The following is a 16,404-nucleotide window of genomic DNA, read 5'->3' as shown; positions in this document are numbered from 1 at the left end:
ACTACAACCATCAGCGGCCGCACCAGGCGCTCGATGGACGCACGCCAGCCGAAGAGGTGCTAAACTAGACAGTGCCCGTTTCTCAGTTGGGTCAGGTGGTCTGAGTCTGCTTGGGTATCAATGTCGTCGATTTCGGCGATTGGGAGTTCGTTGATGTGGCCGGGGACGACGCTGAGATTGTCGGAGAGGTTGACGCCATAGAACCACTCCATTAGAGACGAGTTGACGAGTGCGAGTGGGTAGTAGATATCGTCGTAGAGTTCGGATTCGGGAGTGACGTCTGGAATGCCAGCCCGGTCTACATCAGCAACGTGCTGGATATTGACACAGGGAATCAGTGTTGAGAAACAGTAGTAGTCGTTTGTATCGGCGACTGCCATGAGTCCCGCCCCACTGATTTTGCGGAAGATGATTTTCTCATTCTCGAACAGTTCCTCAAACATCGGGTTGTAAAGCGCATCCTTATCGTATCTGATATACTCAGAAGGATTCCGTAGCCGATAGGGCGCAACCACATCTTGGCCTCGCACCATCGGATGCGAGTTGGAACCTGACCCGTCCTCAACGACGTATTTTTCAGTTTTCTCTTTTGTTCCGGTCCGCAGCCCCCAGTTTGTGTAGAAAATAGAGTCGAACCGAATCGATTGCTCTCGGACCTTTGAGGTCAGCTCCATATCTTCTGCAGATCGTGAGATTCGGAAGGAATGATCCTCGTCCGAAATGATTGCCGACAGAGGGAGGTCGTTCGCAGTGAGTTCATTGTGCTTGTCGAGGGTTCGGATCTCAGTCGTCTCTGGTCTGGACGCTGATTTTCGCAACACTGGGATGAGATTGGACACGGTTGCGTCAGCGAAGACTGTCCGGTCTCGTAAGTCCAATATCGATAATATTTCTGTTTCGTCAAGCATCTGGTCACGCAATGGTTCTCCGTACGGCGTGGAGGTGAACTTGTGCGGGACGATGTAAGAGAACGTACCCCGGGAGCGAGTGAGATTGATTCCAAGTTCCGAGAACACGACATACAAATCGAACTTCATATGCGCAGTCTCGTACATCGTTCTCAGATACTCGACAAACGCCTCGGGCAGCGTATCACCGTAGATACGAACATACGGCGGATTCCCGATGACGGCGTCGAAGCCGGCGCCATCGAGACGGGTGCCGTCGGTGCCGAAGAAGACGTCGGGGTATTCGAGTTCCCAGTGGAAGAAGTCCTCTTCGGCGGCCATCGATTGTGCGTCCGCGAACCAGTCTTCGGATTCGAGGGCGGCCCACTCGCTCTCGTCCTCGATGGCGCCAGCCATCTGTTCGTAGACGCCGTCGGGGACGTCCAGCCCGAAGTCTTCGGCGGTGTGGACGTTGGCGAGTTGGAACAATCGCTGGTAGAGCGGGTCGTTGCGGACCTCGTCGTAGATCTCCTCCATGGACTTGATGTCCGCGAGGTTGTCGTTGTCGATGGCGAGCAGATCTTCCATGAGGTCCATGACGTGGCCGAGCGTCTGCTCGCGAGCGCGCGCCAACACTTGCGTGAACGTCAACTGTCCCTCGTCGGTATCGCTGTCCTCGGAGAGCACCGCAGAGATGTCGGAGCCGACGAGTGAGTTCCCTGCCTTCAGGTGGTGGTCGAGGAACGCGAGTGGTTTGTCCGCCGCCAGCGTCTCCAGCCACATCGAGAGCTTCCCCAGCTCCACGGCCATGCCGTTGACGTCGACGCCGTAGATGCACTCCTTGGCGATCGTTCGTCGGAGCTCTTGCTCGTCGCGCCCTTGGCGTTCCTGCTCGCGGACGACCTCCATCACTTGCTCGGTGAGGTAGCCGGTGGCGCTCGTCAGGAAGTGCGCCGACCCCATCGCCGGGTCCAGTATCTTCAGGTTCAAGATCTCGCTGTAGAACCGGCCGAAATACGCCTGGTCGCTAGGGTCCAAGCCGTCGGCCTCCAGGTCCGCACGGATGTCGTCGAGTAGTGGGTCGATGGTCTCCTCGACGATGTAGTTCACCACGTAGTCCGGCGTGTAGTACGCGCCTGTCGCTTTCCGCTCGCCGTCGTCGTTGACGACGTACAGCTCGCCTTCGTCGACGGTCTCGACGGCGTCAGCGACAGTGACCTCCGTCGCGGCCTTCCAGACTTGGCCGCCGTCTTCGTTGACCGCTGCGTACTGTTCGGGGGCGATGCGGAACTCGTGTTCGAGCAAGCCCTCGTAGATGCTCCCGAGGTGGCGCGTGTCGAGGTCCGCGTAATCCGCGAGCACCGGGTCTCCATCGTCTCCCGCTGTCGTTCCGAGGCGGTGGATGACCTCGGCGATGTAGCGGTCAGCGACCTCGTGCTCCGCGAGGAATTCGTGGTTGTCGTGGTCGAACAACCCGCCGTTGTAGGGCGGGATGCCGAGCGCGGCCTTGCCTTCGTCGACGAGCCCGAAGAGATCCTGGAGCTGACTCCACATCTGGGTGGCGTACCCACTGAAATCCTCGTAGGTATCGCCGGCGGTGACGGCGTCGTGAATCTCCGACCGGAGCTGCGTGAGACTGAAGTGCGTCTCGTACTCGGCCTGGGATGCGGGGTCTTCGGGGTGAATCAAGCCGCGTGATTCGGCGTACAGGACGAACATCAGCCGATACAGTAAGACGAGTGATTGTTCTTTCAGCTCTTCGCGCGCTTCGGCGTCGTTCGGGTCGATGTCGAGGTCGTTGGTGTGGATGAAGCCCTCACCGAGCACGCGGAGTGCGGTGAAGACGTTATTTTGGAGGTCCTCGCCGAGTTCTTGGGCTGCGGTCTCGGACTCGTTCCAAACGGTATCGAGGAACGTTGTGCCGGCTGTTTCGCGGAACGCGTCTGGGCGGAAGAACGCGTAGAAGTATTTGAACGCCTCAAGATCGCCCGTCGTGAGGAGTTCGGGGAGGTCGACCTCGTAGTAGATTTCGGTGGCGTAATCTTTGGTGCCGTAGAGCCGCCACTTCTTGCCGTCTGTGAGGATGCCCCACTGGAGGCTTTCGGGGGTGTGTTCGAGGTAGTACTTGATCTGGTGGGAGGCGTCGCGATAGGAGCGGTGTTCGTCGAATCGCTTCGTGAAATCCGCGTCCCACTGTTTGGCTTCGAGGACTGCGATTGCGCGGTTGTAGATGACGGTGTCGTCTGCGTCGAGTGCTTGCTTCGCTGCGTCGCGGCGCGCCGATTCTGACTCGAAGAGCAACCGGTCGTTGTACCCGCCGCCGCCGGGGACGGTGGTCTCCGATTGGCTCCCGAACCCGAGCACGGCAAGCACCTCGTCGATCCACGAGTCCAATAGTTCGTCCTCTTTGTAGCCCGCGACGAGCTCGCCTTCGAGCGCCCAGAGATCTTGGAGTTCCTGGAACGCAGCCTCGGCGTCGTCGTCGCACTCCCACGCGTCAAGGTCGTCAATCCGCTCGTCGAGATAGTAACCCGAGAAGAGGTTCGAATTCAGGTAAGGGGCACTGCTCAACGTAGCCTGGCTCATCACCCGCACTAGAACAACAAGCACGTGATAAAAGCACGGTTGTTAGTGCCCGGGGATCCCACAGCGAGCGGATAGTGTTCACGAGCGCAGGGGTTGCGCCCGAATCGTGCTCAACTTGGACTCGTCGATGAGCCAGTTCGACGTCGCTCCTGATACGTGGCCCCTGATTGGTTCACCGCAGCACCCACTGGTTAGCATTTTATACTAACAGGGGTTACCTGACCCGACGTCTCCAAACTCACGTGTGCCACTGAAAATGCGATACAGTGGTTGTGGTTCTGTGGAAACGTGGTCGTGATTAGTTCCGTGCGGCGTCGGCGATGTCGTTGACGACGCCGGCCGTGATTTATTTTTAACCCTTCTACAGCCCTACCTTAACATTACGAATAGTGGGTGATGGCGTGGCTGTTCAACACGCTTCAACCTGTCTACAGTCCTGCTGTAACTTGAAGAATTGAGCCCCGAGGTCGACCACGAGGGCGCTTCAACCCGTCTACGGTCCTGCTGTAACCGGTTGCTTTCGTCGATTCCGCCGAGGGTCGGGCCTTGCTTCAACCCGTCTACGGTCCTGCTGTAACAATCTCTTCGACGGCCTCGAGCGTCCGCGCATCTGAGCTTCAACCCGTCTACGGTCCTGCTGTAACTAATAGATTAGAGCGAGACAACTAACCGCAGTACGGCGCTTCAACCCGTCTACGGTCCTGCTGTAACCTTCTCCCCGCCGACGTCCAGAAGGTCCAACTCGACGCTTCAACCCGTCTACGGTCCTGCTGTAACCTCGGCGACGTTCGGAAGCTGGAAGGACCGACTCACGCTTCAACCCGTCTACGGTCCTGCTGTAACCCGCGGGTGTTGGCGCACCCGGGGCACTTTTCGTTGCTTCAACCCGTCTACGGTCCTGCTGTAACTCCTCCAGGAAGGCCCGGCGTGGGAGAAGCAGGAGGCTTCAACCCGTCTACGGTCCTGCTGTAACCGGCGTGAACGGAACGCCGACCTCCATCTGTTCGAGCTTCAACCCGTCTACGGTCCTGCTGTAACTTTCTGAAGGGCGTGCTGCTCGTGACGGCTCCCGGCTTCAACCCGTCTACGGTCCTGCTGTAACCACGTCGCCGTCGACGACGAGCATCGGGATGCCGTAGCTTCAACCCGTCTACGGTCCTGCTGTAACTACGCGCCCAGCTCGAACGGCGCGGGACTGTCCGGGTCGCTTCAACCCGTCTACGGTCCTGCTGTAACGCTCGCGGTCATTCAATCTCACCCGTTAACGGGTTGCTTCAACCCGTCTACGGTCCTGCTGTAACCACCGGCTTCGTTGATGGTGACGGACTTGTTCCGGCTTCAACCCGTCTACGGTCCTGCTGTAACACCGACACGTTCCGGTCTTCCGCAAGCAACTTTTTGCTTCAACCCGTCTACGGTCCTGCTGTAACCTCGTCGTACCCCGACACGTTCTTGCCGTCGTTGCTTCAACCCGTCTACGGTCCTGCTGTAACCCGACTCAGAAACGGTTAACCCAGTTTGGAAGGACAGCTTCAACCCGTCTACGGTCCTGCTGTAACGAGACGCCGGCCGACTTTGTGTCATAAGTGTGGGAGCTTCAACCCGTCTACGGTCCTGCTGTAACAAGGCCGGCCTTCTCGCGGAGAAAGCGACACCGGCGCTTCAACCCGTCTACGGTCCTGCTGTAACTTCTCGCGCAATTCAATAGACCGCTCGCTACTCAGCGCTTCAACCCGTCTACGGTCCTGCTGTAACGAAGGTACTCGTCGGCCGCCGTCTGTTGCTGGTGCTCGCTTCAACCCGTCTACGGTCCTGCTGTAACGCCGGCCGATAGACGAGAACGTGGCGCTGGTGGCGTGCTTCAACCCGTCTACGGTCCTGCTGTAACCGGGGAGATCGCCGGAGTTGACCAGCGTGGCGCTGTCGCTTCAACCCGTCTACGGTCCTGCTGTAACTGGAGTGTGGACTTCGCGGAGACGGAAGACGGCGACTGGCTTCAACCCGTCTACGGTCCTGCTGTAACACTGGACGCGCCTGGACCCGACTTGTCGCCTGGATGCTTCAACCCGTCTACGGTCCTGCTGTAACAACGCGAGGATTCGCGTTCGATGGGCCTTACGAGTCGCTTCAACCCGTCTACGGTCCTGCTGTAACCATGGGAGGAAAGAAGGCGAAATTCTATGGCCGAGCTTCAACCCGTCTACGGTCCTGCTGTAACGCCGGCTTCAGCTTCCTCGTGGACGTTCTTCTGGCTTCAACCCGTCTACGGTCCTGCTGTAACCATGCCCGAGACGCGGGCATGAGCGTCTATACTCGGGGGTTTCACTCAAAGATTTCCATCGACCCTCGATTCTGGGTTTCCCCCCGGGGGGTTGATGGAAATCGAGGAAACTCGCAGGTTACCAGAAGCGGCTGTCTACGGAGTCGGTGTTGGTGACTCGGAAGCCGCCGTCGGCGGGGTCATACAGGTCACCTGGTCCGCCGGCGGTGCATTGGAGGACGGGGGTCCCGTCCGTAGCGTCGGTGGGGCGGTGGTCGATGCGGGTGAGTTGGCTTGGGACCGCTTGAATCGATGATTCTGGGATCGAGATTCGGAGGTCGCTCAGTGCTGCGAGGCGGTCGTAGTCGACGACGTAGCCGTTCCAGAGGGTGTCGAGTAATGCGCGTTCGAAGGGTGTGATGGCGACGAGGACGTCGGTGCTCTGGGTGGAGTCCTCGATGAGGTGTTTCGGGGCGAGGGTGTTGCCATCGCAGTCGTCTAGAGCGCTCGTGAGGGCTTGGTCTTCGAAGTCGTAGTTCTCGACCCAGTCGAAGAACGCTGGCACGATGTCGGCGGCGATGGTGGCTTCCGAGAGTTCGCCAGTGGCGTTGGCGTGTGTGGTGAGGAGGGTTGCTGCTTTCTTGAGTTGTTTGGGTGGTCTGTAGACGTACGTGGCTGGGGGCTGGTCGGTGTCTGGGGTTGGGGCAAGTGTCCAGACGGTGACGGTACCACCTTGTGTGCCCCATTCGAGTGAGCGATTGCAGCGGCCGGCGGCTTGCACGATGCTGTCGATGGGGGCGATGTCGCGGTAGAGGTGCTGGAAGCTGATGTCGACGCCGGCTTCGATGGCTTGTGTCGATACGAACACGAACGGGATCGAGGATTGGGCGAGGACGTTCGCGGCGGCGATGAGGGTTGTACGGTCGGTTGGCCGTAATCGACTGGAGAACATGCCGACGATACCATCAGGACGCGAGTCGCTGTCGGTCGTGGTGGTCCACGCATCAGGATCGAGGCTGTCCGTCTCGCTGTCGGTTTGTTCGAGGCCGAGTCGGCGGAGCATCTCGGTCGCGAGCTGTGTCGTCGACGGGCGGTTGGCTGGCGTCACGTTGTCTTCGGTGGGTGGTGGCGAACACTGTGTCAGGACAGACGTGTAGAGAGCCCCGAGGTTGGTGACGTCAGCTCCGGATTCGGTGAGCGTCTGGGTGATGGTGGTGGCGAGTTCGTGGGTGCTGTCGATGGTGTTGCAGATGCAGAGAATCGAACGTGCTGAATCCTCACTGGCCGGGTCCGTGCTATCTGATTCGTTGGTGAGTTTCTCGGTGACGGTGGTGGCGGCGGTGTCGTATGGGAGGCCGCCGTCGTCAGCGTGGATGGTGGAGACCGAGTCGTCGATAGTGTAGGTGACGCGTTCGAGTGCGTCGTACGTCCATTGTTGGAGTTCGGTCCCAGTGTCGGTCGTTCCAGGGAGGAGTGAGGCGGTGTTGATGTCGGGGGCGGCGGTGAAGAGTGATGGTTGGGTGGCGGTCATCGAGATGATGCGGGCGTTGTAGGTCTCTGTGAGGTAGGTGGTGAGGCGGCGGATGGCTGGCCACCAGGGCTTCGGGAGGGTCTGGGGCTCGTCGAGGATGATGATGCTGTCCTGGAGCGCGGAGAGTTTCAGGCCTTGGGCGTTCGTGGGGCCGACGAGGCTGTCGTAGAGTTGGACGAACGTGGTGAGGATGGTGCCGGCACGCCAGCTTTCGGCGAGGAGCGCTGCATCGTGGTCTTCGATGTCGTTTGCGGTGGCGTCCGGACCATGGTCGGATTGGGTGTCGATATCGGGGTAGGTGCGGGTGTTACTGAGGTAGTGGTGGACGGTGAACGCTTGGCCGAGTGGGTTGGCGTCGAAGATATCGGGATGCTCGAAGTGTCCGCGGGTCTGTTCGATGATAGAGGTGTAGGGCAGGGCGTAGATGACGCGGGGACGGGTTTCGGTCTCCAGTTCGGTATGGGTGCGGGTGTCGCGGAGTGTGTATGCGGCGCTGAGTCCGGTGAAGGTCTTGCCGAGGCCGGTGGGGAGTGTGAGGGTCGTCACCGGCGTATTGTCGGTGACGACTTCGGTGACGGTGTGCTTGACGTGGCGGCGAACGGCTTCGCGGAGTGAGTTCAAGTCCGTTGTCTCGGCTAGGTCGAGTTCCGTGAGCGCGCGGTCGTCGATATCTGGGGGGTCGAGAGCGGCGTCCTGGAGTGTCTGGAGATAGGTTTCGAGCGCGTCGAGTTCGAGGTGCGCTGGTTCGAGTGTCGTGTCTGTGAGTGTGTCAGCGGCGCTCGTCTTGTCGGCGAGTGTCAACTGACTCCAGTACGTCAGTGTGGTCTCGTAGAGGCCGTCTGGAAGCGACGCGGTGGAAGGGTCCGGGACGAGGACGTCGCTTGGCGTATCGCGAACCGCTTGTCGGAGGGTGTCGAAGAGCGAGCCGTCATTGATCGTGGCTGCGAACTCGGACCATGATAGCGCCCCGTCGGTGGCTGTGGTCAGGAGGTCGTCTGCCACCGCTGTGTGCTGTGGGTGGGAGTCGATGTCCGCGACCTGTTCGGGCACGTACCCATAGCCGTCTGCTTCGGTGTCTGCAACCGTCTCAACGAGGTACTCGCGCGCATTCGGAACTCGGCCATGGTGTTTGAAGACGGCCAGACAGCCAGCGAGTTGCGTGCGCTTCGAACACCCCATCCGGCGGAGAGCTTCGAAGGTCGCGAGACCGCCGAGGCGAGCGTGATACGTGCGCTCGTGATGCTCGACCGTGTTGCCACGGAGATGCCGCTGGAAGTACGTCGTTGCTTTCCCGAGGTCGTGAAGATACCCTACCGTCTCCATGACAGACGCGTTCGCGGGTGGAGTGTCGGCACTGGCGCGGAGCGACTGGGCGCGGGTCGCGACCGCCGCACTGTGCGTTGTCAGCAGTTCAGCCGTGCCGTCTCGGAACCGGGCGGCAATCTCGGGCATGTGGTCAGGTGAATGCGACGAGGCGGTCGTTGACGGTTCCCAGCGCGAGCTCGTCGTCGTTGATCGTCATCGGAGTTGCATCTTCGGTGAATGCGTAATCGATGTAGCCGGTGGTCGTTCGCCCCGACTCGTCCGCGCTCATGTACCCTGGGACGCGTTCAATCGAATAGGAGCTCCCGGGAGAAGGGATGATAGACGCACCGCCATCCGGGAGTACCGACGTTACCGACACCGGCTCGTCACTCGCGTCGGCAGTGACCGAGTGTTCGCCGTGGTACTCGACGGCAGCGTTCAGCTCGGAGAGGCCGAGCGTTGGCGGGTAGTACGACGTGCCCGACGTGAGGCGGTCGCGGAGTGTGCCATAGAAGGCGGGGTCTTCGATGGCGACGTGGAGTCGATAGGTTGGGTTGACGAGATAGTGGTAGCTGTGGAGTTGGCGGGCATCCGTGCTGTCAGGGAAGCGTGCAGCAACCGTCTTCCGGCCGGTCCCGCCGGCGGAGTCGAAGGTCTCGCTTGGGTTCGTGCCAAGCCCGAGCGATGGCATCGGGACGGTGCGGACGGGGTCGACGAGTTCGATGGCCAGCGCCGAGTTCGATGGCTGGAACAGGTCGTAGTAGCCGTCCCGGCCAACGCCGACGATACCCGCGAGGAGTCCGGCGAGTGTGGTTCGTGGCGGGATGCGATAGGTCTGTTTCGAGACCGTGCGGTCGATGCGTCGGAAATGCCCCCACTCACCAGAGAGGGTTAGTGAGAGGCACTTCGATGGCACGCCATCGACGACCGTGGGGGTCTCCTCGGCCACGGTGACGGCACCCTTGATGCGGTCCGCGTGCGCAGCGGCCGGCATGAGTCAGGCCTCGCTGTCGGGGAGCGTCTGCGTGAACTCGTCGTAGACGTCGATCTCGTGGACGTCGAGACCACGATCAGTGATGAGGCTGGGGAGGTCTGCAGCGGTGCCTGCGGGCTCGCCAGCGACGCTGATGTCGAGGTAATCGTTCCCCACCACGTGGACGGTGTCGATGTGTTCGGCTGCGGAGTCGAGTCGGGCGAGGAGCTTCGTGACGTCGAGACAGATGTCGGTGACGTTCCGGAGCGTGTCGTCGCTCGTGGGTGCGTCGTCGTCGCCGGCTAGCTCACGGTCTAGGTCGAGGCCGTTCTGGAGGTCTCCCACGTGGAATCCCTCGGTATCGTACTCGACGCGGAGGTAGAGCCGGGGTTCCTGGCCGACCTTGCTCCGGGAGATCGTCTGGCTCTTCAGCGCACGCCAGCAGAGCGTGTCAAGCCGTTTGACGTCGGTCTCGGTGAGGCCGGTGTCGCGGGCGCCGTGTTCGTCGACGACGCCGTGGAACGGGAAGATCCCGTACTTCAAGCGGTGGTCGTCTAGGTCGAAGCCGCCGGTGGTCTTTCCTTCCTGGGTGGAGATGACGCTCGTCAAAGTGTTGGTCTCCTCGTTGAGTTCGACGGCGTTCAGTGACCGGGCGGGACTGAACTGGACCGGGCCGGTGTAGTTGCCGCCCTCGAAGGCGTCAACGATTGCTTGGTGGAGGTCCTTCTCGGGGTCGCGGTTGAAGCTCAGGGTGGCGCCGAAGTAGCGGACGTCGGTTGCTTCCTGGAGGAATTCGGCGTCGATGTCGTCGTGTGCTTCGAGCGCGTCGACGCTGTCGATGTCACTGAGGACGTTGAGTGCGAGCTGGGCGCGCGACCCACTGTCGCCCGAGTCGGTCTTGCGGACGAAGACGCCGTGGCCGTCGTCGACGAGCTGGTCGCGGAGGTATCGCTTCAGGCGGACGTCGGTGATGGCGGCCTGGTCGGTGACGGGATCGATGCGGGGTCGGTTCTCACCGATCGGGTTGCCGTTCGGGTTGGCGTCTTGTGCGTCGGTGACGAAGACAATCTCGGAGCGGTGCTGGACGGTGTCGGCGTCGGCGTTGGTGGTGGAAGTCATGGGTAGCTGAGTTGTGGTCGGTTAGTTCGTGTCGATGTCTGCTTCGTCGGCAAGCTGTTCTCGGAGGTCGTAGGCGCGGGATTGGGCGCGCTTGCCGTAGAGCTGGCCGAGTGCGTAGTGGAATCGGAGGTCCTGCTTCGAGAGCTGCCACGATTCCATGGGGGCCTCGCTGAGTGTTTCGGGGACGCGGTCCTCGAGTTCCGGGAAGAGTGAGCCGTCGCCGGGAGTGTCCATCGCGTAGACGTTGGCCTTGTCGACGAGGTCGATGACGAGCTGTCGGATGCGACGGCCACTCATGCGCTCGGCGGGATGGGCCGCAAGTGCGGTCTGGTTCATATCACGCTTGTCGGCTTGGTGGGTCGCAATCTGGCCGACGAGGACGCCGGCGAGGAACGCGCTCCGACGTTCCGTATCGTCGAACGCGGAGCGCTCCTCGAGGAACCGGTTGAGTCGATACTCTCGAATGGGGTCGAGTGGGATGGTATCGTGGTCGGTGACGAACTGGTCGACTGGTGGCAGCTCTGGGTCGGTTGTAGTGGTGTCGTGCATGCGTGCTGGTGAGGTGAGACCGTCTGCTTTTGGAGTGGTTGCGTGCAGTTTGCCGGCGCCGGCGAGCGCCTGGAGTTGCGCGTACTGTGCTTTCAGGTGGTTCTCCGACAGGCGGTCGTCGTCGTCGCTGGTACGTTCCTGATTAAGTCGCGTGATGTATTCGTCAAGGAGGCGGTCGACCGGGATCGAATCGCCAGCGATGAGCGAGTACGTGAGCCATTCGCTCGCCGCGTCAATCGGTGGGGCATCTGCGTCGTTCTCCGAAACAGTCCCCCACGCGTAGCGTCCGGAGACAATCGACTCGGCGACCATGTCTGGGGTTGTGCCGACAGCGATTGGCGCCCAGTCCGCTGGTTGCCGGAAGCCCGCGACAGCGTTGAACGTCGAACTGTTCGTGACGCCGACGTGGTGGTCGGCGATTGTGCGGGCAGGCGTGATGGTCGCATCCGGCTGTTCGTGGAGCACGTTGATGTCGCCACTGTCGTTCCGCACCGAGAGCAGGTAGAAGCGGAGGTCGGAATCAAACTCCGGATGATCCTCGGCGCGTCGTTGGAGTTTCGCCATCGCCGCCTGGGTCTCGGTATCAGTGTCACGAATGATCGCGTAGATATTTGCAGCGGACTCCTCCGAGACGGTGGTCGTGTATGGGATGGTGTACACGCTTCGACCACCACGCGTGGTTCGGCATTGGTCGATAAGCGATGCGCCTGATTGCACGAAGAGTGCTGCCTTCGAGCTGATTGGATGTGTCCGCCAGGACTCGGACTTCTCGAGGCGTGGGAACTTCTCAGTGTGTTGGACGGTGAACAACGCGAGGGGGTCTTCCGCCGTGCCGAATACGTCGTCGGTCTCGCCGGTGACGAGACAGCTGCTCGTCCCTCGCGATGGCGGGGCGCTATCAGGGAGGTTCTTTCGCGCGAGTTTCTCCTCCTTTCGCGCTTGCATCCCCGCATTCAGTACGTGTAGTTGGCCGGGATAGTACTCGCCGTCAAGCGGATCGCCGACTGTGGGCTTTGAAAGGTCCTCGGGGTCCAGTCGGAGGGCGACTGTTGCGACAACTCGAGGACTGGCCTCTGCATCGATTTCGGCCTTCAGTTCGGATTCGATGCGTTCTTCGATATTATCTTGCTGGCCCAATGCTTGCAGCGCTTTGATAATCCAGCCGTCCGGGTGTTCCTCGGCAATTCGACCGACTGCTGGCTCGCGGCCGTCGGCGTTCGTCCAGCGTTCCAGACAGTCCACACAGTACGTCTGCATCGTCGACCGCGTCGACCCGCCTTTCGCTCCGCGTCGCGTGATACTGTTGTCGATACCACGCCCCCACGGATAGCGAGAGAAACCCAGGCGTGCGACCAGGTCTTCGCGGAGCGGCCGAATGGAAACCCCCTCCAGGCTAGGGGTGTCGGTGGTGAGGTCGACGTGGACGGTCACCAGCGAGTTGGCGTCGACCCCGCTGTCTTCGGCGACGAAGCCGTCGAGCTCGCCTGGCGTGACGTACACTTGGAAGTCGTCGTGGATCAGTTGCTCACCGTGTGTCCCGACGGCTTCTGCCATCGCGCCGTAGAGTGTTTGGACGCGCCGAAGTGACGACACCGTCTCGAACGGGCACTCGAAGGCTTCCTCGTCGAATTCCTGTGTGGTCACGAGTCCGCACCTCGGGCAGACGCCTGTCCGGCCGTGGGCGGTTCCTTCTGATCTTCGCGGACGTTCACGAATCCGAATCCGAGGCTGTTGCGTTCCCCGAGTCCGGCGTCGAGTGCGAGGTTGAGATGCCGGCGATGGTCGTCATCGCGGACCCGATAGTGGAACCGGAACTTGCTGAGGATGTAGGTTTGTTCGACGTTCTCGGTGACTGTCACGGGCAGGGAGTACGTCTTGATGAGTTCGTAGTCGGTGAAGAGGTCGCCGTCGACGTCGCTTGGGCCAGGGAGGTAGTCTGGCTGGTAGAGTGAGTGCTTTCGGTCGAGGTTGTTCTCGAGTTGTGTCTGGAGTGGGTCCAGAGTGTGTTCTGGTTTCCAGAACTCCGCTGCGTCGCTGTCGACATCGATACCGTACTCGTCGAAGCGCGATGGTGGGATGCGGACGACGAGACCCGTAGCGCATTCGAGGACGCCGTGGGTGCCGGGTTCGCCGACGTCAGGTTCGACGCCGGTGATTTCGTCGACCTCGAACGGCATCTCTTTGACGTTGAATTCGCGGTTCTCGATGAGGTCCGCGCCGATTGCATGGAGGACGTCGTCGTTGGTTGCAGCGACGAGGACGTTGCGTTGGTCGCCTTCTTCGAAGTCACCGAACGGGAAGACGTTGCTGAACGCAATCCCGTTGGGATTGTCGGTGTCGTGATTGTTGTCGAACGGTGTGTCTTCGAGCGTTTGCCAGATGCGCCCTGCGAGTCCACGGTGGTAGGCGGTATCGTAGACGCCGTCTCTGCGGGCGCGGAGGCGTATCAACAAGCGCATTGATTGGTGGCGAGTGGGAGTCCAACCAGCTGTAATTTGATATTCATATCAACGACACCTGATAGTGCGTATGTGGATAATAATAACTTCCGGCCCAGAGTGAAAGTGAAGCTCGCGTCTACCCAGTGGGGTTAATTCCAACAAATCCGTCATGGCTTGATTCCCCAAGCGTTTGTATCAATATACATCTGCTTCACGAAGTACTCATACCCAATGACGACCACCGAAAGTCCACAAAACTCAGCCCTTGGTTCATTTATCGCCGCTGAACGCCACCCACACAGATCCTTCCGGCACACTATCACGGGGCTGATGGTGCAGTACTATACCGTCTGTGAGCGAGAGCTCTGGTTCATGTCCCGCGGCATCGACATCGACCGGGACTCAGTCAACATCCGCCGCGGTACCCACGTCGACGAGACCAGCTACCGCGACAAACGCGATTCCTTCCAGCTCAACGGCAGCATCCAGATCGACGTCCTTGACTCCGGCGACATCATGGAGGTCAAAGTCTCATCCTCACTAACCGACCCAGCACGTAACCAACTCCTCTACTACCTCTGGTATCTCGACGAAATCCTCGACATTCAACGCGATGGCGTCCTCGCCTTTCCAACCGAACGCAAACGCGAACGCATCGAACTCACATCCGAGAACAAAGACCACATCCAAACCATCCTCACCGACATCATCGACATCCTCGACGACGCCACCCCACCACCACTCGAGAAGAAACCGGTCTGCGACGCCTGCCTCTACCAAGACCTCTGCTGGATGTAACCACCCATGCCCAAACCCAACCACCACATCTTCGCCGACGGTGACCTCACTCGCAACGAAAACACCCTCCGCATCGACACCCTCGACGGCGAAACCAAACACCTCCCCGTCGAAAACGTCGACAACATCTACCTCCACGGCCAAATCACGTTCAACACTCGCTGCCTCGGCCTCCTCAACGATCACGGCGTCCCCCTCCACGTCTTCGGCTGGAACGACTACTACAACGGCTCCTACCTCCCAAAACGCGACCACATCTCAGGTCAGACCGTCGTCGAACAAGTCCGCGCCTACGACGACACCGACCGCCGCCAAACCATCGGCCAAGACATCATCGCTGCCAGCATCCACAACATGCGGACTAACCTCCGGTACTATCACGACACCCGGGGCAACTTCAGCACCGAACTGGAGACACTCGACGCACTCAAAGCCGACGCCGCCTCGGCACCAACAATAGACGACCTTCGCGGGGTCGAAGCCCAAGCACGGAAACACTACTACGGCTGTTTCGACAGTATCCTCAGCGATCCATTTGAGTTCTCCACTCGCGAGTACAATCCACCCACCAACGAGACCAACGCTCTCATCTCATTCCTCAACTCGATGACGTACACCACGTGCGTCGCAGCAATCAGAAAGACTGCCCTCGACCCAACAATCGGTTACGTCCACGAACCCGGTGAACGCCGGTTCACGCTGTCCCTCGACATCGCCGACATCTTCAAACCGATCCTCGCGGACCGCATCCTCTTCCGACTCGTCAACCGCCAGCAACTGACTCTCGATGACTTCGAAACCGACCTCGATGGGTGTCTCCTCACAGAATCCGGGCGGAAGACTGTGCTCAAAGAGTACGAAGAGACATTGGACGAGACCGTTGAACATCCACGCCTGAATCGCCACGTCAGCTACAAGACGCTCGTCCAGACCGATGTCTACAGTCTCAAGAAACACATTCTCACCGGTGAGGACTATCATCCGACGGAGCGTTGGTGGTGATGTTCGTGCTCGTCGTCTACGACGTTCCCGCCGACCGAACCAGCATCTACCGTAAACTCCTGCGAAAACGTCTGAACCACATTCAGTACTCCGTCTTCTACGGTGACCTCACTCCCGGACAGCTCGAGGACGTCAAGCACGACATCGAATCCAAACTGATTCCCGAGGACTCCATCATCATCTTCGAAGCCGATGCCGTTGGCTTCGTGGACCACACTACCTACGGCGATACCGACGACCCGGACAGTCGCTTCACCTGAACGCCACTCCGTTTCCATCAACCCCCCGGGGGTAGACCCAGAATCGAGGGTCGATGGAAATCCTTGAGTGTAAAGAGCCGTTAGATAGTCTCACACCCCCAAATCGGGGATGGTTACAGCAGGACCGTAGACGGGTTGAAGCACGAGAACGGCGTGGAGGGCGTCGTGACGCTGTTCGGTTACAGCAGGACCGTAGACGGGTTGAAGCGGCGTTGACCGACGCGAGTTCCAAGTCGTTGGACTCACTGTTACAGCAGGACCGTAGACGGGTTGAAGCGAAGACTGGTGGTGAGCCACCAGCATCGCGTCCTCGGTTACAGCAGGACCGTAGACGGGTTGAAGCACGGACAACGCGGTGACGCCGGGCGAATCGTATCGGGTTACAGCAGGACCGTAGACGGGTTGAAGCCCCTCTTGATCGGCAGTCATCGCCGCCAGTTCCCTGTTACAGCAGGACCGTAGACGGGTTGAAGCATGGAGTCGAAGCAGGACGACCTCGCCGACGCGACCGTTACAGCAGGACCGTAGACGGGTTGAAGCTACCCGAAGTACCCCGAGAACCGCTCCCCCGACGACGTTACAGCAGGACCGTAGACGGGTTGAAGCAGTCGGCCGACCCCGACGAGTTCGGAGCGAACACGTGTTACAGCAGGACCGTAGACGGGTTGAAGCCTCATTTCCGAGGACTTGGAG

At 60.2% G+C, this 16,404-nt stretch carries 9 protein-coding genes and 2 CRISPR repeat arrays (1 of these 11 only partly in view); of the genes, 3 read left to right on the top strand and 6 right to left on the bottom strand.

Annotation, left to right across the window (positions count from 1 at the left end; translation table 11 throughout):
* Window positions 1–59: 59 nt before the first annotated feature.
* From SM754_RS17050 to cas6, 6 genes are all read right to left on the bottom strand, one after another.
* Entirely contained in the window at window positions 60–3,473 is a 3,414-nt protein-coding gene (locus SM754_RS17050) for an Eco57I restriction-modification methylase domain-containing protein (RefSeq protein WP_323677368.1), read from the bottom strand.
* 416 nt (window positions 3,474–3,889) lie between these two features.
* Window positions 3,890–5,754: direct repeats of the CRISPR family, unit length 30 nt; unit sequence GCTTCAACCCGTCTACGGTCCTGCTGTAAC.
* 118 nt (window positions 5,755–5,872) lie between these two features.
* The gene (locus tag SM754_RS17045; protein ID WP_323677367.1) at window positions 5,873–8,716 is read right to left on the bottom strand and encodes a CRISPR-associated endonuclease Cas3''; all 2,844 of its coding nucleotides are present in this window, start codon (window positions 8,714–8,716) and stop codon (window positions 5,873–5,875) included.
* Between the two features lie 4 nt (window positions 8,717–8,720).
* Complete coding sequence (cas5b, locus tag SM754_RS17040) at window positions 8,721–9,518, bottom strand: type I-B CRISPR-associated protein Cas5b (RefSeq protein WP_323677366.1); 798 nt, start codon at window positions 9,516–9,518, stop codon at window positions 8,721–8,723.
* A gap of 48 nt (window positions 9,519–9,566) precedes the next feature.
* Complete coding sequence (gene cas7b / locus SM754_RS17035) at window positions 9,567–10,661, bottom strand: type I-B CRISPR-associated protein Cas7/Csh2 (protein WP_323677365.1); 1,095 nt, start codon at window positions 10,659–10,661, stop codon at window positions 9,567–9,569.
* Between the two features lie 21 nt (window positions 10,662–10,682).
* Complete coding sequence (locus SM754_RS17030; protein WP_323677364.1) at window positions 10,683–12,854, bottom strand: TM1802 family CRISPR-associated protein; 2,172 nt, start codon at window positions 12,852–12,854, stop codon at window positions 10,683–10,685.
* Entirely contained in the window at window positions 12,851–13,669 is an 819-nt protein-coding gene (cas6, locus tag SM754_RS17025; RefSeq protein ID WP_323677363.1) for a CRISPR-associated endoribonuclease Cas6, read from the bottom strand. Before cas6 ends, SM754_RS17030 begins: the two co-directional genes overlap by 4 nt.
* Window positions 13,670–13,882: 213 nt before the next feature.
* Between cas6 and cas4 the strand changes: the two genes are divergently transcribed.
* The 3 genes from cas4 to cas2 are packed head-to-tail and all read left to right on the top strand — an operon-like array spanning window position 13,883 to window position 15,711.
* Complete coding sequence (gene cas4 / locus SM754_RS17020) at window positions 13,883–14,449, top strand: CRISPR-associated protein Cas4 (RefSeq protein ID WP_323677362.1); 567 nt, start codon at window positions 13,883–13,885, stop codon at window positions 14,447–14,449.
* A gap of 6 nt (window positions 14,450–14,455) precedes the next feature.
* Window positions 14,456–15,451, top strand: a complete 996-nt coding sequence (gene cas1b / locus SM754_RS17015; RefSeq protein WP_323677361.1) for a type I-B CRISPR-associated endonuclease Cas1b — start codon at window positions 14,456–14,458, stop codon at window positions 15,449–15,451.
* Window positions 15,451–15,711 carry a CRISPR-associated endonuclease Cas2 gene (cas2, locus tag SM754_RS17010; protein WP_323677360.1) on the top strand — a complete coding sequence of 87 codons (261 nt, stop codon included), beginning with the start codon at window positions 15,451–15,453 and terminating at the stop codon, window positions 15,709–15,711. The genes cas1b and cas2 overlap by 1 nt, the downstream gene beginning before the upstream one ends.
* A 112-nt stretch (window positions 15,712–15,823) precedes the next feature.
* Window positions 15,824–16,404: direct repeats of the CRISPR family, unit length 30 nt; unit sequence GTTACAGCAGGACCGTAGACGGGTTGAAGC; it runs 4,669 nt beyond the window's last position.

The sequence above is a fragment of the Halorubellus amylolyticus genome (assembly GCF_034808145.1).
Taxonomy (GTDB): Archaea; Halobacteriota; Halobacteria; order Halobacteriales; family Natrialbaceae; genus Halorubellus.
Note: the sequence above shows the minus strand (reverse complement) of the source record. Positions and strands in the feature narration are given on the sequence as shown.

What these genes read in the sequence shown, in the direction of transcription:
- cas2 (WP_323677360.1), top strand. Translation starts at nt 15,451, where the DNA reads ATGTTCGTGCTCGTCGTCTACGACGTTCCCGCCGACCGAACCAGCATC.
- cas6 (WP_323677363.1), bottom strand. Translation starts at nt 13,669, where the DNA reads ATGCGCTTGTTGATACGCCTCCGCGCCCGCAGAGACGGCGTCTACGAT.
- cas1b (WP_323677361.1), top strand. Translation starts at nt 14,456, where the DNA reads ATGCCCAAACCCAACCACCACATCTTCGCCGACGGTGACCTCACTCGC.
- SM754_RS17050 (WP_323677368.1), bottom strand. Translation starts at nt 3,473, where the DNA reads ATGAGCCAGGCTACGTTGAGCAGTGCCCCTTACCTGAATTCGAACCTC.
- cas4 (WP_323677362.1), top strand. Translation starts at nt 13,883, where the DNA reads ATGACGACCACCGAAAGTCCACAAAACTCAGCCCTTGGTTCATTTATC.
- SM754_RS17045 (WP_323677367.1), bottom strand. Translation starts at nt 8,716, where the DNA reads ATGCCCGAGATTGCCGCCCGGTTCCGAGACGGCACGGCTGAACTGCTG.
- cas7b (WP_323677365.1), bottom strand. Translation starts at nt 10,661, where the DNA reads ATGACTTCCACCACCAACGCCGACGCCGACACCGTCCAGCACCGCTCC.